The organism is Chryseobacterium sp. C-71 (assembly GCF_020911865.1).
Lineage (GTDB): Bacteria > Bacteroidota > Bacteroidia > Flavobacteriales > Weeksellaceae > Chryseobacterium.
Map to the genome: position 1 here is coordinate 2,742,558 of NZ_CP087131.1, position 24,202 is coordinate 2,766,759.

At 35.6% G+C, this 24,202-nt stretch carries 20 protein-coding genes; 4 read left to right on the plus strand and 16 right to left on the minus strand.

Features of this window, described 5'->3' with window-relative positions:
* The first annotated feature begins 146 nt into the window (after positions 1–146).
* Together LNP04_RS12580 and LNP04_RS12585 are read left to right on the plus strand one after the other, a co-directional pair.
* Entirely contained in the window at positions 147–3,014 is a 2,868-nt protein-coding gene (locus LNP04_RS12580; protein ID WP_229983306.1) for a carboxypeptidase-like regulatory domain-containing protein, read from the plus strand.
* Positions 3,015–3,038: 24 nt separating this feature from the next.
* Complete coding sequence (locus LNP04_RS12585) at positions 3,039–4,430, plus strand: DUF5689 domain-containing protein (RefSeq protein ID WP_229983307.1); 1,392 nt, start codon at positions 3,039–3,041, stop codon at positions 4,428–4,430.
* A gap of 205 nt (positions 4,431–4,635) precedes the next feature.
* Here the strand turns inward: LNP04_RS12585 and LNP04_RS12590 are convergent, their stop codons facing one another.
* The 6 genes from LNP04_RS12590 to LNP04_RS12615 form a co-directional block, all read right to left on the minus strand.
* The gene (locus tag LNP04_RS12590) at positions 4,636–5,106 is read right to left on the minus strand and encodes a DUF6702 family protein (protein ID WP_229983308.1); all 471 of its coding nucleotides are present in this window, start codon (positions 5,104–5,106) and stop codon (positions 4,636–4,638) included.
* Between the two features lie 59 nt (positions 5,107–5,165).
* Positions 5,166–5,918 carry a TIGR00730 family Rossman fold protein gene (locus LNP04_RS12595; RefSeq protein ID WP_229983309.1) on the minus strand — a complete coding sequence of 251 codons (753 nt, stop codon included), beginning with the start codon at positions 5,916–5,918 and terminating at the stop codon, positions 5,166–5,168.
* A 6-nt stretch (positions 5,919–5,924) separates the two neighbouring features.
* Complete coding sequence (locus LNP04_RS12600) at positions 5,925–6,638, minus strand: nucleotidyltransferase family protein (protein ID WP_229983310.1); 714 nt, start codon at positions 6,636–6,638, stop codon at positions 5,925–5,927.
* A 78-nt stretch (positions 6,639–6,716) separates the two neighbouring features.
* Entirely contained in the window at positions 6,717–7,127 is a 411-nt protein-coding gene (locus LNP04_RS12605) for an RNase adapter RapZ (RefSeq protein ID WP_229983311.1), read from the minus strand.
* Positions 7,128–7,228: 101 nt separating this feature from the next.
* Entirely contained in the window at positions 7,229–7,633 is a 405-nt protein-coding gene (locus LNP04_RS12610) for a GxxExxY protein (RefSeq protein WP_229986303.1), read from the minus strand.
* 33 nt (positions 7,634–7,666) lie between these two features.
* Complete coding sequence (locus LNP04_RS12615) at positions 7,667–8,686, minus strand: aminoglycoside phosphotransferase family protein (RefSeq protein WP_229983312.1); 1,020 nt, start codon at positions 8,684–8,686, stop codon at positions 7,667–7,669.
* 49 nt (positions 8,687–8,735) lie between these two features.
* Between LNP04_RS12615 and xrtF the strand changes: the two genes are divergently transcribed.
* Both xrtF and LNP04_RS12625 read left to right on the plus strand, forming a co-directional pair.
* Entirely contained in the window at positions 8,736–9,266 is a 531-nt protein-coding gene (gene xrtF, locus LNP04_RS12620) for an exosortase family protein XrtF (RefSeq protein WP_229983313.1), read from the plus strand.
* Positions 9,253–9,699 carry an exosortase F system-associated membrane protein gene (locus LNP04_RS12625; protein ID WP_229983314.1) on the plus strand — a complete coding sequence of 149 codons (447 nt, stop codon included), beginning with the start codon at positions 9,253–9,255 and terminating at the stop codon, positions 9,697–9,699. The genes xrtF and LNP04_RS12625 overlap by 14 nt, the downstream gene beginning before the upstream one ends.
* A gap of 241 nt (positions 9,700–9,940) precedes the next feature.
* Here LNP04_RS12625 and LNP04_RS12630 read toward each other — a convergent pair whose 3' ends face one another.
* The 10 genes from LNP04_RS12630 to rnhA form a co-directional block, all read right to left on the minus strand.
* Entirely contained in the window at positions 9,941–10,936 is a 996-nt protein-coding gene (locus LNP04_RS12630; RefSeq protein WP_229983315.1) for a cation diffusion facilitator family transporter, read from the minus strand.
* Between the two features lie 165 nt (positions 10,937–11,101).
* Positions 11,102–12,094, minus strand: a complete 993-nt coding sequence (locus LNP04_RS12635) for an aspartate-semialdehyde dehydrogenase (protein WP_229983316.1) — start codon at positions 12,092–12,094, stop codon at positions 11,102–11,104.
* 31 nt (positions 12,095–12,125) lie between these two features.
* Positions 12,126–12,557 (minus strand): hypothetical protein, encoded by a 432-nt coding sequence (locus LNP04_RS12640; protein ID WP_229983317.1) that lies wholly within the window; start codon positions 12,555–12,557, stop codon positions 12,126–12,128.
* A gap of 90 nt (positions 12,558–12,647) precedes the next feature.
* The gene (locus LNP04_RS12645) at positions 12,648–15,281 is read right to left on the minus strand and encodes a TonB-dependent receptor (protein WP_229983318.1); all 2,634 of its coding nucleotides are present in this window, start codon (positions 15,279–15,281) and stop codon (positions 12,648–12,650) included.
* Between the two features lie 212 nt (positions 15,282–15,493).
* A complete protein-coding gene (gene nadC, locus LNP04_RS12650; RefSeq protein WP_229983319.1) occupies positions 15,494–16,354 on the minus strand; it encodes a carboxylating nicotinate-nucleotide diphosphorylase in 861 nt (286 codons plus the stop codon).
* Positions 16,355–16,373: 19 nt separating this feature from the next.
* Complete coding sequence (gene nadB / locus LNP04_RS12655; protein ID WP_229983320.1) at positions 16,374–17,951, minus strand: L-aspartate oxidase; 1,578 nt, start codon at positions 17,949–17,951, stop codon at positions 16,374–16,376.
* A gap of 30 nt (positions 17,952–17,981) precedes the next feature.
* The gene (locus LNP04_RS12660) at positions 17,982–18,611 is read right to left on the minus strand and encodes an NAD(P)H-dependent oxidoreductase (RefSeq protein ID WP_229983321.1); all 630 of its coding nucleotides are present in this window, start codon (positions 18,609–18,611) and stop codon (positions 17,982–17,984) included.
* Between the two features lie 130 nt (positions 18,612–18,741).
* Entirely contained in the window at positions 18,742–21,009 is a 2,268-nt protein-coding gene (locus tag LNP04_RS12665; RefSeq protein ID WP_229983322.1) for a T9SS type B sorting domain-containing protein, read from the minus strand.
* 238 nt (positions 21,010–21,247) lie between these two features.
* On the minus strand, positions 21,248–23,500 hold the full coding sequence (locus LNP04_RS12670; protein WP_229983323.1) for a lectin-like domain-containing protein: 2,253 nt from the start codon (positions 23,498–23,500) through the stop codon (positions 21,248–21,250).
* A 172-nt stretch (positions 23,501–23,672) separates the two neighbouring features.
* Positions 23,673–24,149 (minus strand): ribonuclease HI, encoded by a 477-nt coding sequence (gene rnhA / locus LNP04_RS12675; protein ID WP_229983324.1) that lies wholly within the window; start codon positions 24,147–24,149, stop codon positions 23,673–23,675.
* Positions 24,150–24,202: the final 53 nt, after the last annotated feature.

Here is a 24,202-nt window from a genome sequence, read left to right on the forward strand (position 1 = left end):
TGATACATTATAGAAAATTAACAATGTTAACAAATAATAACGTTAAAAAAATTATTAAATATAAATTTTTATTAAATTTGTGCCCCAAAAGTTTTTAACTTGTTGAAAACTAACCTTAAAAGTATTAAAACTAAGTATATATACGCATGATTAAAAAATTATCATTAGTCTCTTTATTTACTTTACTTCCTGCTTCTTTTTATTTTGCACAGACCACCGTTTTTGCATATTTGAAAGATGCTCAAGGAAAGCCTATCGAACAGGCTGAAGTAGATGTAAAAGGAACGGAAAATGATGTGACGGCAGACAAGATTGGTTATTTTCAGCTTGTAGATTTGATGCCGGGGCATTACCAGTTGGTGATTACAAAACCCAATTACGAAACAAAAGTAATGGAGTTTGATGTAACCAGTGATGAGAAAAGAAAGGATTTGGGAGTTCTCACTTTAAATTCTAGTCTTACAAGCGCCGATCAAGGATTGGCGATTATCGAAAGTGATGATGATGAAGACAACAGCAGCCAGGCTTCTACGGTAGGTTTACTGCAGTCTTCTATGGATGTTTTCAGTAGAATTGCAGCTTTTGATTTAGGTTTTTATTGGTTCAGACCTAGAGGAATTGATGGAAGAATGGGAGAAACTATGCTGAATGGTGTCTCTATGATCAAATCTGATAACGGAAATGTAGATTTTGGAAACTGGGGAGGCCTTAACGAGATTACAAGATATCCTGAAATTTCTCAGAACCATACACCGTCAGAGTATGCTTTCGGGGGTAACAGTTCGGTAATCTACAAAAACACGAAAGCCAGCGAATACAGAAAAGGATTCCAGTTTACACAATCGCTTACCAACAGAAACTACAGAAATAGAACATCTTTAAGATACAGTTCTGGAATGAACAGTAAAGGTTGGGCATTTACGGTAATGGGTGCAAGAAGATGGGCTGAAGAAGGGATTCAGGAAGGTACATTCTATGATGCATATGGTGCGTATTTAGGAATTGAGAAAAAATTCAACGACAAGCACAGCATGACATTCAACTTTATTGCTGCTCCTTACAGAAGATCTACTTCAAGTCCGAGTACGCAGGAGGTTTATGACTACAGAGGTGTTCACTATAATTCATATTGGGGATATCAGGATGGAAAACAGAGAAGTGAAAGAGTGAGAAAAGGTTTTCAGCCTATTTTCCAGCTTCAGGATTTCTGGAAGATTACTCCAAAATCAAGTCTTTGGACATCAGTTTCTTATCAATTCGGGAAAGATAAAGGTTCTCGTTTAGATTGGCAGAATGTACAGAATCCTTCGCCAACTTACTACAGAAATTTACCAAGTTATTATGATTCTTTGGATCCTAATGCATCCGTTACACCTCCTCAAGGTGTGTCACAGACAACAGCTCAGGATGCTTATCAAACTTCTTTAGCAGCTTGGCAAAACGCCGACCCAAATATTACTCAGCTTAATTGGGATAATCTGTACAGAAGAAATATGCAACAACCAGCAGGAAGTTACTACGGACAGACTGGCAGAAGAGCTTTATATTATCTTGTAAATGATGTAAGCGATGATAAAATCTTCAATGCTGCAACTCATTTTACTCACAACTTTAATGATACTACCAAATTTTTATTAAACCTTTCTTATCAAAACTACCGCTCTGAGCAATATAGAGAAGTAAATGATCTTTTAGGGGCAGATTTTGTTTTAAACCGTGATCCTTTTGCTGCTACAAACCAGCCTGGGAAATCAGGGTTGTTCAACGAAGGTGAAGAAAATGTAACGAAAAAGGTAGGTGATAAAATGACTTACGACTACATTTTCAGAAGACAAGAATTTAAAATAAATCCGGGGATTAAACTTTCTACAGGTAAATTTGATGTTTTTGTTTCTGCAATGGCAGGATATTCATCTTCAAGCAGAGAAGGTTTGTTTAATCATTATTTATACAAAGATTCATTCGGAAAAGGTAAAGATTATAACTTCTGGAATTACGGTTTGAAGGGGCAGGCAATTTACAGAATAGACGGAAGAAATTTCTTTGTTTATAATGGAGCTTACTTTTCGCAAAGTCCTTATTTAGAAGATTTGTTTATCAATCCTAGAGTAAATGGTTCTGTTGCGCCGAATGTTCAGAATATGGTAATCAGTGCGAATGATTTAAGCTACGTGATTTCTTCACCATTCTTAAAGTTAAGATTGACAGGGTATTTGATTAACTCAAGCAACGAAACTACGGTACAGAGATTCTTTGCAGACGGAATTCAGCTTAATAATTCTGATTCTGAAGGTAATCAGACAATGGTACAGAGTGCTTTTGTAACTCAGGTAATGACTGATGTGAAAAGAAGAAATCTGGGCGCAGAATTAGGTATTGATGTGAAAGTTATTCCTACTTTATCTGTACAAGGTTTAGCGAGTGTAGGACAATTTACTTATCAAAATGATCCTGTAACTTACTTTGCTTCTGATGCAACGGGAACTTTCTCAAACGGGCTTTCTTATGTAAACTTAGGAAAAGCATACATCAAAAATTACCGTCAGGGCGGAACTCCTCAGCAAGCGTATTCATTAGGTTTAAGGTATAATTCTCCAAAATATTGGTGGGCAGGTGCAAACTGGAATTATTTAGATGATAACTACTTAGATCCTTCAGCGTTAATCAGAACTGAATCTTTTATTCAGAATAATAATTCAGGAACTCCTTATTATGATCTTTCTGAATCTGAACTAAGAAGAGTTTTAGAACCAAATAAATTGCCTTCAGCATTTTTCTTTAATGTAAATGCGGGTAAATCTTGGGTAATTGGTAAATATTATGTGTTGATTTCTGCAACCGTAAATAATGTATTTGATAATACAAGATATATTACAGGAGGATTTGAACAAACAAGAAATGCTAAATTCCCAGATTTCAGACAAGATAATGACAGAGAAATGACATTGTTTGCTCCGAAATATTGGTACACTCAAGGAAGATCTTACTTCGTAAACCTACAATTTAGATTTTAAAAATTACAATTAAAAATAATTAAGATGAATATAAAAAAATACTTAAGTATTGTAACAGGAGCTGCGTTTGCTGCAATTTCTCTTACTTCTTGTGTACAGAAAGACGAGTGGGAAACGCCACCTATCAACTGTAACAACAAATTTGCTAATACTACGACAACATTGGCTGCTTTTAAAGCACAAGCACCAGCTACAGGTTATGTGCTAATTACTACAGACCAAATTTTTGACGGTTACGTAACCTCTTCTGATGAAAACGGTAACTTTTATAAAACAATTTCTTTCCAAGATAAAGCTGAAAACCCAACGGCAGCATTACAAATTGAAGTTGATAAGGCAAGTAACTATGCAGACTTTCCGGTGGGAGCTCATATCAGAATCAATGCTAATGGTTTGAGATTAGGTACAGATAGAGGTGTTGTAAAAATAGGTTCTGTAGATCCTTCTTTCGACATCGGAAGAATTCCGGGAGTTTTGGTAAGCAGATATATTTCCGGAGTTTGTAATGGTAACGGACTTGAAGTTTTGCCTCTAAAACCAGTAGAACTTGCTAGTTTGGCTGCAGCTAAAGATGCGCAGTATATCAATATGTTGGTAACGGTTCCTAATGTACAGTTTGCTACCGGAGACATTATCCCGGTAAATAAAACGTTTATTGATTATCTTGCAGGAGCAGGTGTTGATACAGACAGAACATTGGAAGATGCAACAGGAAACACTGTAACAGTGAGAAACTCTGGGTTTTTCTCAGAAGGTTCAAAACTATTGCCTAAAGGAAATGGTAATGCCACATTCGTAGTGAGCCGTTATATTTCAACATGGCAAATGCTGATCAGAAAAACCAGTGATCTTAATTTTGCAGGAACAAGGCTAGATTCTGCACCACCAAAAGGAGGTACTACTATTGCGTTCTCAGGAAGCTTCCTTGAAAACTTTGAAAGTTATGCTACAAACCCTACTAATTTAGAGGTTTATCCAAAATATGTGAACGACCCATTAATCGGAAACCGTTATTGGCAATTAAAAACATTCAGCAGCAATAAATACATTCAGCTTTCTGCAAATGCAGGATCTGGTAGCTATGTAACATATTTTGCAGTGCCGATCGATTTTACAGCTGCAAGTCAGTTTAAATTTGATGTAAACGTAGGTTTCTTTAATGGTAATGCTTTGAAAGTTTATTATACTACCAATTACACTGCATTGAGTGACATCTCTACAGTTACGAAAACTGATATTACTTCAGAATTTACAATTCCTCAGGCTCCGGCTACTGGGTATGGAACATTAACTCCTGCAGGTACCTACAATATTCCTGCAACCTTAACTGGTAATGGATATATTCTTTTTGAATATACAGGTACTGCAGGTGGTGTGACAACTACACTGCAATTAGATAATATTCAGGCATTGTAATATTAGAAAATTTAAAAAGAAAAAGGAACTGCATTGATGTGGTTCCCTTTTTTTGTTCATAGATTTATTTATCAGTAACCTATTATGATTTATCAAAGTAATGCTGTGTACTGAATTCGATTTCCAATAACATAAATTTAATGTAGATAATAAAAAAAACCACAGCAAAAAGCAGTGGTCATATAGTTTAAACTAAAAATTCTTATTAAAAAGAAACCTCATTCACCTCTTTTCCTCTTTGGAAATTCATCGTTTTTTGAGATCCTTTGTAGGCAATATTTACAAGGTTAATTTGTTTTGGGAAGGCACTTAAAAGAATTGTATTTTTAATCTTCAAATTACTCACCTCCGAAACACCACTTGTTTCAAAATAGACCCATACAGTTTCTCCGCTTACCTGACTTCCTGTGAAAGTAAGGGTTTTGGGAGAACCATTTACATAAACATCAAAATTGTTGTTTACATATTTCTTGACTTCGGCTTCAAAACCTGCCGTGCTGCGGTTGATTTTGATGGCATCCGAAATATGACTGGTATTCATCTTTGTTGTAAACTTCAGCGTTTTGCTGCCGTCAATATAATCGACTTTCGTCATTGATGAGAAGAAATCTGCCGCCATGAAACTCATGAGTACAAATAGTGATAGAACACCCGATATGTATAAAAATTTTTTCATCTTAATTTATTGATTGTTAATCATCTTAGTAAATGTAGGTTGCTCAAATATAATGCCAATTAAAAGTTAACATTCACTGCATACTTCTCATAAAAAGCTTTGATGTGTTCCACAGCTTCGTCTGCTGTATCTACCACACGGTAAAGCTCAAGATCATCTGCCGAAATCATTCCTTCTTTTAGCAAAGTATCTTTAAACCAACCAAGCAAACCGCCCCAAAACTCTGATCCCACCAAAACGATAGGGAACTTTCCGATTTTATTGGTTTGAATTAAAGTAATCGCCTCCGTCAGTTCATCCAAAGTTCCAAAACCTCCCGGCATCACAATGAATCCCTGAGAATACTTTACAAACATCACTTTTCTTACGAAGAAATAATCGAAATTAAGCGAGTACATCTTATTGATGTAGGGATTGAAATGCTGTTCAAAGGGTAAATCAATATTGAGGCCTATAGATTTTCCCTGCGCATTGAAAGCACCTTTGTTACCGGCTTCCATAATTCCCGGACCGCCCCCGGTGATGATTCCAAAACCTATTTTGGTGATTTTCTCGGCAATTTCAGCTGCCATCTGATAATATTTACTTTCAGGCTTTAATCTTGCTGATCCGAAAATAGAAACACAGGGTCCAATTTTTGCCATTCTTTCATAGCCATCCACAAATTCTGCCATGATTTTGAAAACCATCCAGCTGTCTTTGGTTACGATCTCGTCCCATGTTTTTTGTCTGAAACTATTGTGTAATATTGATTCGTTGATGTCTAATTCAGGATTTTGTAAACTTTCATCCCTGCTTCCTTCAATTCCCATTGTCTTTTATTTAAAATATTTTTCGGCTTCTATTACAGATGCCGGTCTTCCTACATCGATAAGAATACTGTCGTGCAGAAACCCATGAATTTTTTCGGTCTGCATCAGATCCAGATATTCTTCCATCACAGAAAATTTCCCTGTTCGTTTTATTTTGTCAAAAATAATCGGGTTAATGCAGTGTACACCACTGAATGCGTATGGCTTAAATCCCTTGTTAAACTCTGCCAATCGTTGTTCGCCTGTTTGCACATTAAGCCAACCCCTTAAAACCAAATCGTCATTGAACAACAATTTTCGCGAACTTTCTCTGTCTGATACTGCTAAAGTAGCAAAATCTTTAATCTTCTTGTGGTATTCTACTAAATTATTTATGTTAATGTCGGTAAGAATATCTGCATTCATGATGATAAAATCTTCACCATGATCAAGGAATTTTTTAGCAAAAACCAAACCACCGCCAGTTTCCAAAAGTTCTTCAGACTCATCTGAAACTTCAATTTTACAATTGAAATTATTGTTTTTCTTTAGAAAATCTACGATTTGCTCACCAAAATGATGTACGTTAATCACAAAATCGGTAATTCCAAAACCTTTCAGATAGATAATATTTCTTTCCAAAAGCGGAATGCCGTTTACTTTAGCCAAAGCTTTCGGATGATGATCTGTAAAGGGTTTCAGTCGGGTTCCTTTTCCTGCTGCAAAAATTAATGTCTTCATTTTTATTATTGATAATAGATGAATAATAATTGATAGAAATAAATAGTTTTTAAATAATCATTTATAAATTATCAATCATCATTTATTATTTAGTTGGTGCTGTTCATCGTGGTGCAGACTTACTTCTACCTGATGACCATATTTTTCTTCAATAAAATGAGCAATTTTGATGGCAGAATAAACCGATCTGTGTTGTCCGCCAGTGCATCCGAAGTTGATTTGTAAGTTTTCAAAACCTCTTCCCAAATAATTGTCGATATTAATGGAAACCATGCTTTTCACCAACTCTAAAAATTTGGGCATGTCGGTTTTCGTTTCAAGATATTCCTGAACACCGATGTCGTTTCCTGTCTGGATTTTATATTCTTCTACTCTTCCAGGGTTTAAAATTCCGCGGCAATCGAAGGTAAAACCGCCTCCGTTACCTGAATCGTCTTTGGGAATGCCTCCTTTTTTGTATGAAAAACTGTGGATGTCTATGTGTAGCATATTTTATTTTTTTATAATTGATTACTATAACTTATTATTTGAACCATTAAGATTCTATTAAGGAGTTAAGTTTAATTAAGCTTTTTGATAAATCAAAAGATTTAGTTGGGGAGTTCTTTGAAATATTCATTGACAAAAGGTCGCAATGATTTTGTGATATTATCGGTGAAAAAATTAATTAATAGTCCTTGTGGTTTTTTTAGAACTTTCATGTAAGTTAAAAGTTGAGCCTCATGAATTGGTAATATTTCTTCCACCGCTTTAAGTTCTAAAATAATCAAATCGTTAACTAGTAAATCAACTACTAACTTTGTTTCAATGGTCACTCCTTCATAATTAATGGTAGTGTAAAGTTGCTGTTTTACATCGTAACCATTTTTTAATAATTCAATTTTCAAACATTCTTCATACATGCTTTCCAATAAACCAGGTCCTAATGTTTTATGGACTTTTATTGCAAGTCCAGTGATTTCATATGATAATTGAGTAACATCCTTTTTTGTTATCATTCTTAATAATCTTAACTTCTTAAATCAATCTTAATGGTTCAGTATCTCTTCAATTTTAGATTTTGTTTTATTTAAACTCAATTGATTGATTACTTTTTTCAACTCAGGATAATTTTTCATTTCTTCCCAATTGTTTGAAAATGCTGTAATATTTTCGATTCCTTTGCCGATGCTTGCAATGAAATGTTGCTTTTTCTGGATCAGACCACGGAAACCATAAGCTCCCAAAACCTGTAAAAATCTCATTAATTGAATTGGTTTAACCGAATTCTTTAGTTGAGATTGAATTTCTTTATTTTCAAACTGTTCAATGTAAAATTCGAGCATTTCGTTTTTAAAATCTTCAGAAAAATTCGCTTTTGCCTGAAACAGAAAAGAAATCACATCGTACATCAAAGGGCCTTTCATTGCCGATTGATAATCAATAAATGAAACTTCATTCTTGTCATTCACCATAATATTCCTTGCTTGGAAATCACGAATCATTAAACCTTTTGGCTCAAGATTTTCGATGAGGTTGACGAGTTTTTTGAATTCTTTTAATAAAGTAGATTTATGATATTCCAACTCCAAAACATCAGCAATAAAATTTTTGAAATAGTATAAATCGTGCATGACAGGTAATTCATCATAACTTTCATATTCGAAAGTCTGGGTAAAATCTATTTTGTCCTGTGTGAGAATTTGCAGATTAAAAAGTTTTTCTAAAGTCTGTCTTACCAAAAATTGTACATTTTCTGATAAACTTTCTTTCGCAATGATATCTGAAAAAGTTTGACTTCCCAAAAACTCCTGGATGTAGATTTTCCTGTCATTAGAAACTGTAAATATTTGCGGAGTATTGAGATTTAAATCTGAAAAGATTTTTGAAAAGTAAAGAAAACTCTCATTCTCCGGAATGTTTTCGTTGTAGGTAATGATATATTTTCCGGTTTGATTTTGAGCCAGAAAATTGACTCTTGCAGAACCGCTTTGAGCTAATGTGACAAATTCAGTTGATTTTTCGCCAAAATGGTTTTCAAAAAATCTTTTTGCGTTTTCAGAAGTCATAATATGAAACAAATATACTAATTTACAGTTGAATTTTTATCTTTGCATTATGCTAAAGGACTTTAAGCCTGTTTTGGGAATTCTGTTGCGATTCATCATCATTTATTTGGTGCTGCTTTTTGGGTATCAGTTTTATCTGAACAGCTTTAAAGCACAAGGGCTAGATCCTTTTTCCCGGTTGATTGCTGATCATGTTGTACTTCTGCAGAATGCATTAAATTATCCTTCACGACTGTATGATGATATTCCTAATGAGCAGATGTATTTTTACGTTAAAAATAAGACGGTAACGAGAATGGTGGAAGGTTGTAATGCTGTTTCTGTAATAATTCTTTTTATAGCTTTTGTTTTTGCTTTTTATAAAGGAACTAAAACATTCGTGTTTGTTTTGGCTGGGCTTGTTGCGCTTTACATTATGAATGTTTTGAGAATTGTTGTACTAAATATTGTAACCCGAGATTATCCAGAATATAATAAAATAGCGCATGATTATTTTTTTCCTGCAGTTATTTATGGGAGTGTAGTAATTCTTTGGCTTGTATGGATTAAATTTTTTGCCTTAAAAAATGAAAATTCTTAATTGGTTCTTAATTGCTGTCGGAGTTTGTGGGCTTTTCGGTGTAAGAATACTTGAAGACCGTATTTTTTATGATCCCTTTCTCGATTATTTTCACATAGCGAATAAAAATATTCCTCTTCCTGAATTTGAATGGTTGAAATTGATTTTCAGTCATGTTTTCAGATTTATTTTAAACCTTTTTTTCTCATGTCTTATCATTCATTTTTTGTTTAAAAATAAACATTGGACGATACAAGGAGCCCTTTTAATCTCAATTATTTTTGTCATAACTTTCCCTATTTACATATATTGTATTCATGATAAGTTTCAAATAGGATATCTTTTTTCTTTTTATATGAGAAGATTTGTGATACAGCCTTTGATTTTGCTTTTGATTGTTCCGCTGTTTTATTACAGGAAGCAGATGTTACTTAGAAGCGACCAAAGTTTATAAAAGCTAAATTCCTAAGTTGAATTATAAGGAATTGATTTCTAAATAACGGTGCATCGAAGATTTGAACCTGTACACCTTTCTTTAATCATATTGAGGAAACGTTGTGATAGCCTGGATCGCAGCGGTTACCCCACAGCAAGCGTTGGCAGATTAGAGTAGCTATAGGTAAGCGGCAGTGTGAGGAGTATGAGCGGAGAGCCGGAAATAGCTCCTAAAAATACTATTACTTGAAGTCAAAAAACTAGTTAATTGTATGCTTTTCAACTCTAGTCACATTTTCTGCAGTCCATTTTACTTTTTTAGTAAAAGGTTTTTCACGAACGGGGCAGTCCATAATCTGACAAACGGGGCAGGAAATCGGTCTGCAGTCATCCATGTGGAAATTAAATTCAACCGTTCTTTTTGTGTTTTTGGCTAAAAGGAGAATGACTTTTTCCATTTCGTTATGAGCATCCCGAAGGCTGTAATACCAAGGCAGAGTGATGTGGGCATCGATGTGGAGAGAGGCGCCAAATTGCTGGATTTTCATGTTGTGAATGTCGATCCATTCTGTATGTCTGTTTTTTTCTAATAGATCGATGATGCTGTTGAGAAGTTCTGGATTTTGCTCATCCATAATTCCGCTTAATGATTTGCGGACGATTTTGTAACCTACAAATATGATGTAGAAGCCAAAAATAAGGGCAACGACAGAGTCTATCCAGTAGATTTTGGTGAAATATACAATAATCAAACTTACCACCACGCCTAAAGTAGTAAATGTATCAGATTGTAAGTGTTTTCCGGAGGCGATAAGAACCAATGAGTTTTCTTTTTTGCCCTTTTTAATGGAGATATATCCTAATAAATAATTAACGAGTGCAGTAACTGCGATGATTGCAATTCCCCAATCGAGACCTTTCAAAACTCTTCCTGTAACCAAACTGTTGATGCCTTCGTAGATAATCATAATTCCTGCAATGGCAATCAACGCACCTTCTATTCCGGCGGTGACAAATTCTACTTTACCGTGACCGTAGGGATGGTCTTCGTCTTTGGGTTTTGAGGCGAGATGCAGAGAGTACAATCCCATAAAAGCGCTGATGACATTCACTATACTTTCCATGGCATCAGAAAATACGGCATCAGAATTTGTGAGTTTCCATGCGATAATTTTTCCGACGAATAAAATAATCCCAAAAACGGCTATTAACCTTTGGAAACCTATTTTATCTTGATTCGTATTTTTTGTTGTCATTTTTTTATCAGTTTATACATCTTTTATGATGCTTTCTTGATAGGATTTTATCCTATCCTTTGTTAAATCGTCACTAAAGCTAAAGACCAAAAGCCAGTTGCTAGAAGCTTCTTTCTTCGATAAAAAAAAGAATCTCTTTTGGAGACTCTTTTCTTTTTTGTTAGTTTATACTAAGTTGTTTGCTACTAAGTATTCTGCAATCTGTACTGCGTTGGTTGCAGCTCCCTTTCGCAGATTGTCTGCTACAATCCAGAGGTTGAGTGTTTTCGGTTGGGAGAGATCTCGTCTGATTCTTCCTACGAAAACTTCATCTTTTCCTTCTGAGTAGAGTGGCATTGGATATTCGTTGTTTTTTACGTTATCCATTACGATAACGCCTGGAGTTTCAGATAAAATCTTTCTTACTTCGTCCAATTCAAATTCATTTTCAAATTCGATATTTACGCTTTCAGAATGACCTCCTTGAACGGGAACTCTTACTGCAGTTGCTGTTAAATTGAATGTATCATCACCTAAAATTTTCTTAGGCTCTTTCATTAACTTAATTTCTTCTTTCGTGTAATCGTCATCAGAAAACACATCACAGTGTGGCAATGCATTTTTGAAGATTTGATAAGGGTACACTTTAGCGACTGAGTCGTCACCTAAGATTTCAGCATTCAGCTGATCCACTGCTGCTTTTCCTGTACCTGTTACAGACTGGTAAGTAGAAACAATGACTCTTTTTAAATCATATTTTTTATTCAACGGACCTAAAACCATCACCAACTGAATGGTAGAACAGTTTGGGTTTGCAATAATCTTGTCTTCTTTTGTCAAAACGTCTGCATTGATTTCCGGAACGACTAATTTCTTAGTAGGATCCATTCTCCATGCTGAAGAATTATCAATAACAGTAATTCCAGCTTCAGCAAACTTTGGTGCATATTCTAAAGAAGTAGAACCTCCCGCAGAGAAAATTGCGATATCAGGTTTGGCAGCTATAGCGTCGTCGATGCTTACGATAGTATAATCTACCTGTTTATACTTCACCTGTTTACCAATAGATCTTTCCGAAGCTACCGGAATTAATTCTGTTACAGGGAAATTTCTCTCTTCGAGAACTTTAAGCATCACTTGTCCAACCATTCCTGTTGAACCAACTACAGCTACTTTCATTGTTGTTTAAAAAAATTAAGTTAATATATAATTAAGCTCCAAAGACTCTAGTCCATGGAAATGCAAATGCAAATAAACCTACTGCGATCAATCCCATAATCACAATTCCTAAAGAAATGGTGTCATTAGATTTTACTTTTTTGTTGATGATGGTCATCAAAACCGCAGCGATCAACATAGAAAATGGGTGTTCTACATATTGAAATCTTAAATCAGCATTTTTCATCACTGATCCCATGTCTAAACCTTTTGTGAAATTCATGATCAGCATTACAATGCCAATCAAAAACTGAACATGGAAAAAGATCATTGTAAATAAAGTAACTTTCTTCAATAACTTATTTACTTTCCCGCTATATCCGAACATTACTGTTAATAAAGCGATGATAAATAGCGCTGTTAATCCAAGTTCCAAATAGGCAAATCCTTTATGGGCACTTAGTAAAATTTTGTAAAAATCCATACTTCTATTTTTTCTATTTTTTTATGTGTACAAATATAAAAAAATCCCAGCTATAAAGCTGGGATTTGGTATTTAATAAAAGTGAATTTATTAGAAGTTGAAAGATAAATTGGCTGCCCAAGTTCTTCCGAATCCAAAGAATACTCTGTTTGAAGTATCAATTCCTTTATAGAAATTCGCTGGATTGTTAATGTAAGTGTTATACAATGCCTGTGCTTGTGCATCGGTATTGCTGTTTGTTTTGAAGTCTCCAACATTTTTGACGAAATTGTTTGTTGCTCCGTCAGCAATGTAAGTTGTATCAAATAAATTATAAACGTTAGCTCCTACAGTGAAGTATTGAGCTGTGTTTTTTAGTCTAATCTTAAATGATGCCCCAATGTCAAGCAAGTTGAAGTCTGGCAATTGAAGAGCTCCTCTCTCTTGATTTGCAACAGTCGTAAAAGTTGCAGCGTCTATAGAAGAATATAATTTACCAACATATCTCCAAGTACCATAGATACTTAAATCTTTTACAGGTCTTACAGTAGTTCCTAATGATGCAGTTACTTGAGGAATACTGTTACTGCTGCTTCCTCCTACTTTTACTCCATCTAAGTAAAGAGTGTTCGTAGTTTTTGTACCTACAACAGTTACTGGGTTGTTGTTGTCATCAAAATTAGTTCCTGTAGCGTTGCCTTTGTATTGGTAATCACCATAAGATAACATTCCCTGGAATTCTAAGAATTGGAATGGCTTATAAACCGCATCAAATTCTACGCCCATGTGAAGTTGAGTAATTCCACTGATTTCAGAATATCCGTTTACTTGTGCGATTCCACCAGGTGCTGTTGGATCTGCCACATCGAATACTTGGCTACCTCTTCTTAACCATCTGTCTTTCCATTCTGTTCTGTATAAGTTAACATTTGCAGTTAATTTAGGAGATCTGAAACCATAACCGATTTCGGCAGAGAAAATTTTCTCATTAGTTAAAGTTGGATTAACTACTTGAAGATTACTTGGGTAAACTGAGTTCATGAAAGGCTGTTTGCTATAGTAACCTATATTTGCAAATACGTTGTGATAGTCATTAATGTTATAGTTAGCACCCCCTTTTACATTATATCCAAATAAATCTTTGAATCCTGTTTTGGTGTAAACAGTTTGGTTCTGCTGCTTTGTAACACCGTCTTTTACAAAATTATCGATTCTTTGGTAAGATTGGTTAGAGACTGACCCTTGTACGAAAGCAGATAGGTTGTCTTTAGAATATTCTACCTGAGCGAAACCGCTGTACCATAAGACTTCTCCGTCATTGCTATAACCTATTTGATCTGTAATAGGAGCTGTACTTCCTCCGAAAGGATTCCATGAAAGTTTTTTATAATCATAGACATTGCTCGCCACATAAGGGGCAACATTTGCATTTCCTGGCTCTTTATAACCACTTGCACCATAAAGATCGGAAACTACTTGATAATGGTATCCATAATAATATCTATCATCAGTACCAACTGAGAAACTCCAATTATCATTCACCTTATGCTGAAAGTTAGCTAAGATTCCATACCAATTGTGAGAGTTAATACTAGCTCTACGAATCAAAGTACTTCTGTTTGGTGCTGTTGGGCTATTAAGGTTAACTGCTTGGTTAGCGGCAAAAACTGCATCATAATCAAAATGTCCTGTAGTATCATAGAAACCAGTCATTCCTTTATTAGCTACCCTTCCTAAATCACCAGTTCCACCACCTCTACCATTAGACATATACAAAACAGTACTCAACTTAGATTTTTCACTCATTGTGAAATCCCAGTTTACCATCATCACTGGCTTAGCGTAATAGTTTGATCTGTTTGCGATAGCATATCTGTCACCATTCGCACCCGTTTTATATCCAAAGTCAGAATTGTATTGTCTGAATGGTGTGCCGTCATTATCAGGGTTGAATTTTATGTAGTTGGCAATTGTAGGAGCAAATGTTCTTTGATCATGCCACTGTGGAGAAGAAGTCAAAGTAAACTGGAAGTTATGCTTTTTGTTGGGTTCCCATCCTAAAGCAAAATAGTACGCATAAGCTTCAAAGTCTGTATTCTCAATATATGTACCTCCGGCAGTTCTGCTCATTAAGAATGATGAAGACCATCCATTATCCGTTTTTCCGGTATTATAAGCAAATGAAGTTTTCAAATAATCATCATTACCAACACCAAGTCTTACCACTCCGCCTTTTTTCATATCGGCTGAACGTGTAATGAAGTTAATTGTTCCACCTACAGATGCAATTCCTAACTTTGAAGATCCTAAACCTCTTTGTGTTTGTACAAAACTTGTAACATCAGCTAGGCCTGTCCAGTTAGAATAGTATACAGAACCTCCTTCCATATCGTTTACCGGCATACCGTTTACCATAACTGCGATGTTTCTTGATTCGAAACCTCTCATAGTAATACCTCCATCTCCAAAACCACCACCGGATTTTGTTGCATAAACTGATGGAGTAGTGTTTAAAATTTCAGTAAGTTCTTGGTTACCTAATCTCTCGATGATTTGTGCAGCCTTAATAGTTGAAGCAGCAACTGGTGTTTTTCTGTCTTTTGCAATGTCAGTAACACCTTGCAAAATAACTTCCTCAATCTCTTTCGACTTTGTAGCCGTATCTTGAGTCTGCTGTGCATAATAAACGCTAGCTGTAGAAAGTGAGATAATCACAGTTAGCATCGATTTGTTGATTAATTTCATAATCTTAAGTAATAGTTAGAATTAATTTTTTTGCAAAATTCGGTAAAATAACTTTAACTATTATTAACTTAATGTTAATTTTTAATCAGTCTTAATAATGAATAATTGTTTGATTGTCAATATTTTAAATAAAAATTGAATTTTAACGTGAAAAAAATCATATTATTTTATTTTTAATAAAAGGTACTTGTTTTTATTAAAAATACAATGTTTTACATAGCAGCTTTTAAGCTTAAATCGATGTTTTTAGCTGAATGGGTAAGGGCTCCAGCAGAAATAAAAGTTACTCCGGTGGCAGCGATTTCTTTCAATTGATCTCTTGAGATTCCTCCTGATGCTTCACTTTCACAAGATCCATTGATTAATTTTACTGCCTTTTTCATAGTGGCAACATCCATATTATCGAGCATGATTCTGTCGACTTTGGCATTGATAGCTTCTTGTACTTCTTCAAGATTACGGGTTTCAACTTCTATTTTAAGTTTTTTCTTTGATTTTTTCACGTAATCTTTTGCCATTTTTACAGCGTTGGTGATGCTTCCATTATAATCAATATGGTTGTCTTTTAGCATGATCATATCATATAAACCGTATCTGTGATTGGTTCCTCCACCGATAGCAACTGCCCATTTTTCACAAACTCTGAAGTTTGGAGTGGTTTTTCTCGTATCTAAAAGTTTTGTTTTCGAACCGATTAATCTCGAATCCCAATCCTGAGTAAGCGTGGCAATACCGCTCATTCGCTGCATGCAGTTTAAGACTAATCTTTCTGTGGATAGTATTGATCTTGCGCTTCCGGTGACGATAAATGCGACATCGCCCACTTTTGCAGTTTCACCATCCTTGATGAATCTTTCAATCTTTAAATTTTTATCAAAGGTTTTAAAAATAATTTCAGCCAGTTCAACTCCGGCAAGGATGCAGTTTTCTTTCACTAAAAGTTTTGCGCTTTGCACTAAATCTTTAGGAATTGTAGATAGAGTAGAGTGGTCTCCATCCTGAATGTCTTCTTCCAAAGCGTTTTTGATGAATTGTTTTAAAACTTTATCGGTTGCGTAGTTTGGTCTTTTCATTATTTTCTTTAATAATCAATTATGCTTGCACTAAATCTTTATTGTAAAATGCGCCTTTATTTTGTGTCATTTCCATCGATTGGGTGATGATGAGATGAGCAACTGTTGTTAAATTTCTTAATTCTGAAAGTTGAGGTGATAGAATAGAGTAGTGATAAATCTCGTCAACTGCAGCTGCAATTTCCTGATGCTTTTGGAGAGCCATTTTTAGACGGCTGTTGCTTCGCACAATTCCTACCAGATCGCTCATCATTTCCTGAAGCTGCTTTCTGAGGTAGGAGACAATCACCATTTCGTCGATAATTTTCATGCCTTCTTCGTTCCATTCCGGGACTGCTTTTAGATCATCAAAATTAAAATTATTTTCATTTAATAATTCCATGGTTTTCATAGCTGCATTGTGTCCGAAGACTAAGCCTTCCAGTAAAGAGTTGGATGCTAATCTGTTAGCTCCATGAAGTCCAGAGTTGGTGCATTCTCCGACGGCGAATAAATTATTGAGAGAAGATTGTCCGTCTTTATCAACTTCAATTCCGCCCATTAGATAGTGACAAGCCGGAACTACGGGAATTAATTGTGTGAAAGGATCAATTCCTTCGTCTTTACATTTCTTATAAATATTAGGAAAATGTTCCAGGAATTTCTCTTGGCTCATATCTCTGCAGTCAAGTCCTACAAATTCGTCTCCCGTAACTTTCATTTCTGCGTCAATGGCTCTTGCAACGATGTCTCTGGATGCTAATTCTTCACGCTCATCATATTTGTGCATGAATTTTTCACCTTTTTTGGTTCTCAGCTTTGCGCCGTCTCCACGTACAGCTTCGGAAATTAGAAATAACATTCCATCAAGCTTGCTGTACAAAGCAGTTGGATGAAACTGATAATATTGCATATTGGTCACTCTGCCTTTTGCACGGGCAACGAAAGCAATTCCGTCTCCTGTTGCAATCACCGGATTTGTGGTGTTTTTATAAACGTGACCAGCTCCGCCAGTCGCAACTAACGTGATTTTTGAGGTGATTTTTTTGATAGATTTAGATTTTTCATCTAAAATATAAGCGCCATAACAATTAATTTCACCCTCATTCAGTTCTTTTCCCGGAACGTGATGCTGAGTGATGATGTCGATAACGTAGTGGTGATCAAGGATTTCAATATTCGGACTGCTTTTAGCGGTTTCTAATAAAGCTCTTTCTATTTCAAAACCGGTAATGTCTTTATGGTGTACAATTCTGTTTTCGGTGTGACCGCCTTCTCTTCCTAAAGCAAATTCACCGTTTTTCATATCAAAATTTGCTCCCCATTCTACAATTTCGTTGAATCTAGCGGGTGCTTCTCTCACAACCATTTCTACAACATCACGTTTGTTTTCGCCATCTCCGGCACGCATGGTGTCTTCGATATGTTTTTCGAAATTATCATTTTTAGAATCTGTAACCACAGCCAAACCGCCCTGAGCGTACTTTGTGTTGCTTTCGTCTTCGTCAGATTTTGTTACAATGATTATTTTGGCATCGGGAAGTTGTTCTGAAACTTTTATGGCATAAGAAAGCCCCGAAATCCCGGAACCAATCACTAATACATCCGCTTTTATCATATTCTTGCTTTAAGACAATCGTCTAAATAATTAAATAAATTTAAACAATTTTTCGTTTGGTTTCCTTACTTTTTTCATGTGCTGAAACTGATCTTCTTCCGATCGGTAGCCAAGTGCCAATGTTACAGTGACTTTTTCTTTTTCAGGATTGATATCTAAAATTTCTTCGATCAATTCTTGTCTGAAACCTTCCATAGGGCAGGTATCTACGTTTTCTATTGCTGCAGCATACATTAAATTGGCTAACACTATATAAGCTTGTTTCTCTGCCCAGTTCAAAATGTCATCGTGCTCTTGTCTGCTGAAATGGCTTGTTATACTTTTTTTAAATAAATTTAAATCTTCAACAGGATGTTCACGCACTTCAGAGATGTGATTGAAATATCCGTCAAGATACGTTTCTTCCATATCTTTTTTGGAAACTAAAACAATAAGGTGTGAACAGGTAGAAATTTGTGAAGGATTATAAAAAGAAGGTATCAGTTTCTCCTTCATTTCTGTACTTTCAACAACGAATATTTTATAAGGCTGAAGCCCTTGAGAACTTGCCGCCAGTTTTCCTGCCTCAAGAATGTTGAGAAGTGTTTCCTGCGGAATGATCATTTCGGGATTAAATTTTTTCACAGAATATCTTCTGCTTAAAGCTTCCAAATAATTCATAAAGACAAATTTAAGAATTGAATATGAATAAAGACAGTTTTGTGCCAAAATTCTATTTTTAAATTTTCTAAATAAAAAATCACTCCTTTTGAGGGGAGTGATCGCAATATAATTAAAATATGAAAAAAAATTAGTCTCTGTTTTTTACCATGATCCAACCTGAGAACTTGATTGGGGTTTTGTTTTTGTTGTTTTCATTCCATGTTACAGAATACCAATAGCTTCCTGTAGGAACTTTTCTGCCGTTGGCGGTTCCGTCCCAAATGTATCGGTTGGTTTTGTCTCCCTGGTGGAGTTTTGATCCGTATCTGTCGAAAACATTGAATGTTAAATCTATTTTCCCTGCTAAAGCTGAGTAATCGATATAGTCATTTTGTCCGTCTCCGTTTGGAGTGATTACATTGATTAAATTCGGTACGGTTACATTTATTTCAATAGGCACACAGTTATAAACGTCTCTTACATAAATTTTATGCATTCCTCTTGAGATTCCTGTAAACACATTAGAATCTTGCCAGTTGACATTGTCTAAAGAATATTGATAAGCAGGAGTTCCACCATCAACGTTTACGGTAATTGTGGTATTTGAAATGTCAATAGAAGTTACGACAGGTTGCTCTGAAGCGTAAACTTTTACCGTTTGTGTGGCAATACAGTCACCGCTTTTCAATTTTACCCAATAAGTTCCTACACCGACATTTGAGATTATTTGTGTTGTTTCGCCAGTGCTCCACTCATATCCGCTAAATCCTGATCCTGCGTCTAAAGTAGTTTTGTCTTCAATACAAATTACTTTATCAACCAAAACGGTAGAATATATAGGGGGAATTACCACTAAGGTTACTTTTGCCACTGAATAACATCCGGTTCCGTTGCTTACTTTTACATATACAACTCCGTTTGGAGCCGTGTAAGTTGCAGGTGTGCTGATTTCATTAGTTCCATTTACTGCATCCGTTAAAGATGGAAAGTATTTTTTCGTGGTTCCCGGTTCTGTAGTTACGGGAGCATTTGGTAAATTAAATATTCCGAGTGAAGGATTGTTTGGTTCAAAGCAACTTCTCAGTGTAGCATCGTTTACAACGACTAATGGAGACGTGTTTAGCGTTATAATTGCATTGTCTACACAGCCTTGAGCAGTCGTTACTTTTACATGAATTGTAGTTCCCTGTGCCGCTGGATATGCTGCAAAGTTCATAATTTGATTTGTTCCTGCAATCAAATCTGCTAAAGTTGGATAATATTGTTTAGTAACCCCGGCTAGTGTGGTTACTGCCGCATTATTTAAATTAAATATCCCAACGCCTGAGCCATTATTATTACATTCTGTCATAGATGCATCAACGGCTTCGAACGGACTTGGATTTAAAATAATTCTCGCATCACCATTATCACATAGTGTGGAAGACGGATCTTTGATGACTACAGATATTGTGGTGTTTCCTGTGTACTGAAAGTTATTAGGTGTCACAATTGGTGTGGAACTTCCTAAAACATAATAGGTAATAATATAGTTGCTGGGAACATTGACAAATTGTGTTGCGTAAGAAGTTAAATCAACAAAACCATTTCCTGTAGAAGGATTAGTACATACAAACGGTGTCACTGTACTCTGTAAAATAGGAACTTTGTCAATGAAAATTTTTGCATTTTTGATAGAATGCCTTGCGCTCGCTGCTCCTGTTCCTGCTGAAAATCCGAAGTATCCGGTTGTCATACCGATGGCTCCTCCTGATGGAGCAAAAGATTGGTTTGTAATTACAACGCCATCTATTCTGATTTGAATAATCCAATTGTTGATATTGGCCGGATCAACCTGACCATTTACTTCAACGTGTTTATAATTTGCTCCTACAAAAGGCTGTGTGGCCTGCAAATCTGGTGAGTGAAATGTACTTCCTGCCGCCATATTGTATTCAATATTTGGATTTCCTGCTGGAGTATTATTGGTTCCATATAAGAGATGCACCTTGCTCATTTGCCCTTCCGTAGAATTGTTGAAGATGTCAAAAGCAACCATCAATCCGTTTGCGTTTGCCGGAATTCCCAATCCTCCTCCGGTCGTGAAGGCTGTTGGTGGGTTTGAAAGATACCAAAATGTTAATCCGTCACCTCTTCCGTAAGCTGTAGTTCCGTTTCCGTCGATTCTGAAGTCGAATTCAACTTTCCATTTATCACAATATTTTAAGTTGATGGGGTCGGAAAGTTTTATGGCTCCAAACTGACCCGTCTGATCTGCTGTAAGCTGTACGAAATCATTGGGAGCAGTTGCTGAAGGAACAATATCCCATCCTGTTGTAACAACCGGATTTCCTGTAAGCTGATACGTTTGGGCAGATATGTTTTGAGAGAAGAATAAAAGAATTACTGAAAGGTAAAATAGTAGTGTTTTCTTCATTTTATTAGATTGATTATGGTTGTATTAATACTATGGATTATTTTTATAAAATAATTATGAAAATTTGTTTATATGTGTGAATAAATTTAAAACAAGAGTAAAAGTTTATGTTATTTTGAGTTATTGATTTGTTTTTGTATAAAATTCATCAAAAAACATCATTTAGCTTATTTTTTTTATTCAATTTTACTATTACAAAAAATCACTCCCATTTAGGAGTGATTTTTATTTGAGAAGTTTATTCTCTATTTTTTACAAGTACCCAGCCATTGTATTGAGTGCGGGTGTTGTTTGCGTCATTTTCGTTCCAAGAGATAGTGTACCAGTAAGTTCCTGTTGGGATTTTCTTTCCTGCTGAAGTTCCGTCCCATTTGAAATTTCTCAGCTTGTCTGCTTCGTATTTTTTGTTTCCGTATCTGTCATATACGATAAATACTAAGTTTTTCTTATATGCTAAAGCTGTGTAATCAATAACATCATTTACATTATCTCCGTTTGGTGTGATTGCATTGAGCAAATTCGGAACTGTAATTTGTATTTGTACTGGCTCACAATTGTAAGAGTCTTTCAGGAAAATTTTATTTTCTCCTCTTGGCAGCCCTTTGAAAATATTAGAATCCTGCCAGGTTGTTCCGTTTAAAGAATATTGATAAGGTGCTGTTCCTCCGGTAGCATTCACTGTAATTGTGTTGTTGCTGATATCTATACTTGCAATAACAGGGTTTGAGGCTGCTTTTACATCGACAATCTGAGTAGTGTAGCAGCTTCCGGTTTTCAATCTTACCCAATATGTTCCTACAGGTACCCCTTGAATTGATGATGTCGTTGCACCAGTATTCCATAGGTATTCGTCAAAACCTGGTCCTGCATCTAAATTTGTTCTGTCGTAGATACAAATTATCTTGTCTTTTAAAACCGTTGATTTTACAGGCGGAATTACTTTTAGGGTAATTTTTTTAATGATAAAACAATTGCTGACAGTAGAGGTTACCTTTACAAATACATCTGAATTGGAAGAAACATGGGCGATAGGATTTACTATTGAATTTGTTCCTGCTAAAGCGTTTGCTAAGGAGGTGTAAAATGTTTTTGTTATACCTGTTTCCGCTGTAACGTTTGCTGAAGTTAAATTGAAAAGCCCTGTTGTAATATTTGTAGGAATAGAACAAGATTGTAATGCTGCGTCTGTCACTACCGGTAACGGTAGAAAGTTTAACGTGATTTGCGCTGTGCCAGTACATCCTTGCGGTGTTGTTACTTTTACATAAATAATAGTAGGTTCAGAAATAAATGCGGTAGGATTCGTAATTTCATTTGTTCCTGCGTTCAGATCAGCTAGTGTTCTGTAGTATTTCTTAACGATTCCGGGTACACCGCTTACATTTGCTGTGGTAAGATTAAATGTAGCTGTGGTATCATTGTTATTGTTACATTCTGAAATAGTCCTGTTGTTTGCGGTAAACGGTGAAAGCGTAAGGAGAATTTGACCATCCGGATTATCGCACAATACTCCAGAGTTATCTTTTACAAAAACACTCACAGTTGTATTTGCATTAAACTGATAAGCTGTAGGATTGGTAATTGGTGTTCCTCCTACAGAATACGAAAATGTATAATTTGCAGGGGTTGCAACAAATTGAGAGTTAAATGATGTAAGGTTTACTGTTGCGAATCCTGTTGAAGGACTAGGGCAATAAGATTGTGTTACAGATGGTTGTAAGATGCTTACTTTATCTGTGTATATTTTTACGTTTTTAATAGAATGTCTTGATCTGTTTCCTCCTGTAGAGGCCGAGAATCCAAAATATCCAACGGTCATCGCAGCTGCAGCTCCTGAAGGGGCAAAAGATTGATTACAAATCACAGTACCGTCAATTTTTATCTGTATGATCCAATTGGTTGGTATTGCAGGATCTACTTCCGCTGTTACTTCAACATGTTTATACGTAGCTCCCTGAAAAGGTAAAGTAGTATTCATATCAGGAGAATGAAAAGAGCTTCCGGCTACATTAAAAAATTCTACGTTGTTGGTATCGGTTGTGTTGACTACCTGACCGTATGCAACATGTACTTTACTCATTACTGCTGTGGTTGTATTGTTGTAGGTGTCAAAACCCGCAATAAGACCTACTGCATTTTGCGAAACACCAAGCCCTGATCCCAATACACTTGCTACCGGCGGGTTTGCCAGATACCAAAATGCAAGACCATCACCATTGGCAGTTTGGTTAGAATCCATTCTGAAATCAAATTCCACTCTCCATTTATCACAAAATTTCAAGTTGATAGGATCATTCAGCCTTACAGATCCCGATTGATTGTTTGTGTCTGGAGTAAGCTGAATAAAATCTGTGCTTGCCACTGTAGGTGCCACCATCGTCCAGCCAGCGGTTGTGAAAGGAGTTCCGGCAAGCTGATAAGTTTGGGAATGGTATTTTCCGGAAATGCAAAGTAGAAATATGGTAAAATAAAACAGTAAATTTTTATTCATCTATTAGGATTTTATAATTAGACGTGTAAAGATATTAAATCCCAAGTAATAAATATGTATGCAATGTTAATTTTGTAAAAAAATATGGTTATATGGTAAAATATCTTATGATTTGTAAAGGAATAATGAAAATAATTAATCCAAGATTAGAATGATTCAAAATTTATTAGTGCTAAAATAAAGAATTGCCGTCTAAATTTTCAAAATAAGTATCGATCTCAAGATTTGCCGAACTTGCTGCAGCTACTGCAAGCTTATCACACAGCTCATTTTCAAAATGACCAGCATGGCCTTTTACCCAATGCATCTTTGGATGATGTTCTTTGAAAAGCACCGCAAAACGTTTCCACAAATCGGGATTTTTTACGTTTTTCCAGCCTCTTTTAATCCAGCCTGCAAGCCAGTTTTGATTGATAGCGTCAGATACATATTTGCTGTCTGTGAAAACATGGATGTCGTTTTCTGTAGATTTTAGTTTTTCTAAAGCAGTAATTACTGCCAGTAATTCCATTCGATTATTGGTGGTTTTGCGAAAACCTTTTGAGAATGTTTTTTGGTAATTTTTCTCCGGAACTTTCATGACGATTCCGAATCCTCCTTTTCCGGGATTTCCGCTGCATGCGCCGTCTGTATAGATTTCTATTCTCAAAATTTTTAGGTTGAGATTAAGTTTGAGGTTTAGTTAAATAAAAATTAAATTAT

Excerpts from the sequence above, each read along its gene's own strand:
- LNP04_RS12580 (WP_229983306.1), top strand. The coding sequence starts at position 147 with ATGATTAAAAAATTATCATTAGTCTCTTTATTTACTTTACTTCCTGCT.
- LNP04_RS12585 (WP_229983307.1), top strand. The coding sequence starts at position 3,039 with ATGAATATAAAAAAATACTTAAGTATTGTAACAGGAGCTGCGTTTGCT.
- LNP04_RS12590 (WP_229983308.1), bottom strand. The coding sequence starts at position 5,106 with ATGAAAAAATTTTTATACATATCGGGTGTTCTATCACTATTTGTACTC.
- LNP04_RS12595 (WP_229983309.1), bottom strand. The coding sequence starts at position 5,918 with ATGGGAATTGAAGGAAGCAGGGATGAAAGTTTACAAAATCCTGAATTA.
- LNP04_RS12600 (WP_229983310.1), bottom strand. The coding sequence starts at position 6,638 with ATGAAGACATTAATTTTTGCAGCAGGAAAAGGAACCCGACTGAAACCC.
- LNP04_RS12605 (WP_229983311.1), bottom strand. The coding sequence starts at position 7,127 with ATGCTACACATAGACATCCACAGTTTTTCATACAAAAAAGGAGGCATT.
- LNP04_RS12615 (WP_229983312.1), bottom strand. The coding sequence starts at position 8,686 with ATGACTTCTGAAAACGCAAAAAGATTTTTTGAAAACCATTTTGGCGAA.
- xrtF (WP_229983313.1), top strand. The coding sequence starts at position 8,736 with ATGCTAAAGGACTTTAAGCCTGTTTTGGGAATTCTGTTGCGATTCATC.
- LNP04_RS12625 (WP_229983314.1), top strand. The coding sequence starts at position 9,253 with ATGAAAATTCTTAATTGGTTCTTAATTGCTGTCGGAGTTTGTGGGCTT.
- LNP04_RS12630 (WP_229983315.1), bottom strand. The coding sequence starts at position 10,936 with ATGACAACAAAAAATACGAATCAAGATAAAATAGGTTTCCAAAGGTTA.
- LNP04_RS12635 (WP_229983316.1), bottom strand. The coding sequence starts at position 12,094 with ATGAAAGTAGCTGTAGTTGGTTCAACAGGAATGGTTGGACAAGTGATG.
- LNP04_RS12640 (WP_229983317.1), bottom strand. The coding sequence starts at position 12,557 with ATGGATTTTTACAAAATTTTACTAAGTGCCCATAAAGGATTTGCCTAT.
- LNP04_RS12645 (WP_229983318.1), bottom strand. The coding sequence starts at position 15,281 with ATGAAATTAATCAACAAATCGATGCTAACTGTGATTATCTCACTTTCT.
- nadC (WP_229983319.1), bottom strand. The coding sequence starts at position 16,354 with ATGAAAAGACCAAACTACGCAACCGATAAAGTTTTAAAACAATTCATC.
- nadB (WP_229983320.1), bottom strand. The coding sequence starts at position 17,951 with ATGATAAAAGCGGATGTATTAGTGATTGGTTCCGGGATTTCGGGGCTT.
- LNP04_RS12660 (WP_229983321.1), bottom strand. The coding sequence starts at position 18,611 with ATGAATTATTTGGAAGCTTTAAGCAGAAGATATTCTGTGAAAAAATTT.
- LNP04_RS12665 (WP_229983322.1), bottom strand. The coding sequence starts at position 21,009 with ATGAAGAAAACACTACTATTTTACCTTTCAGTAATTCTTTTATTCTTC.
- LNP04_RS12670 (WP_229983323.1), bottom strand. The coding sequence starts at position 23,500 with ATGAATAAAAATTTACTGTTTTATTTTACCATATTTCTACTTTGCATT.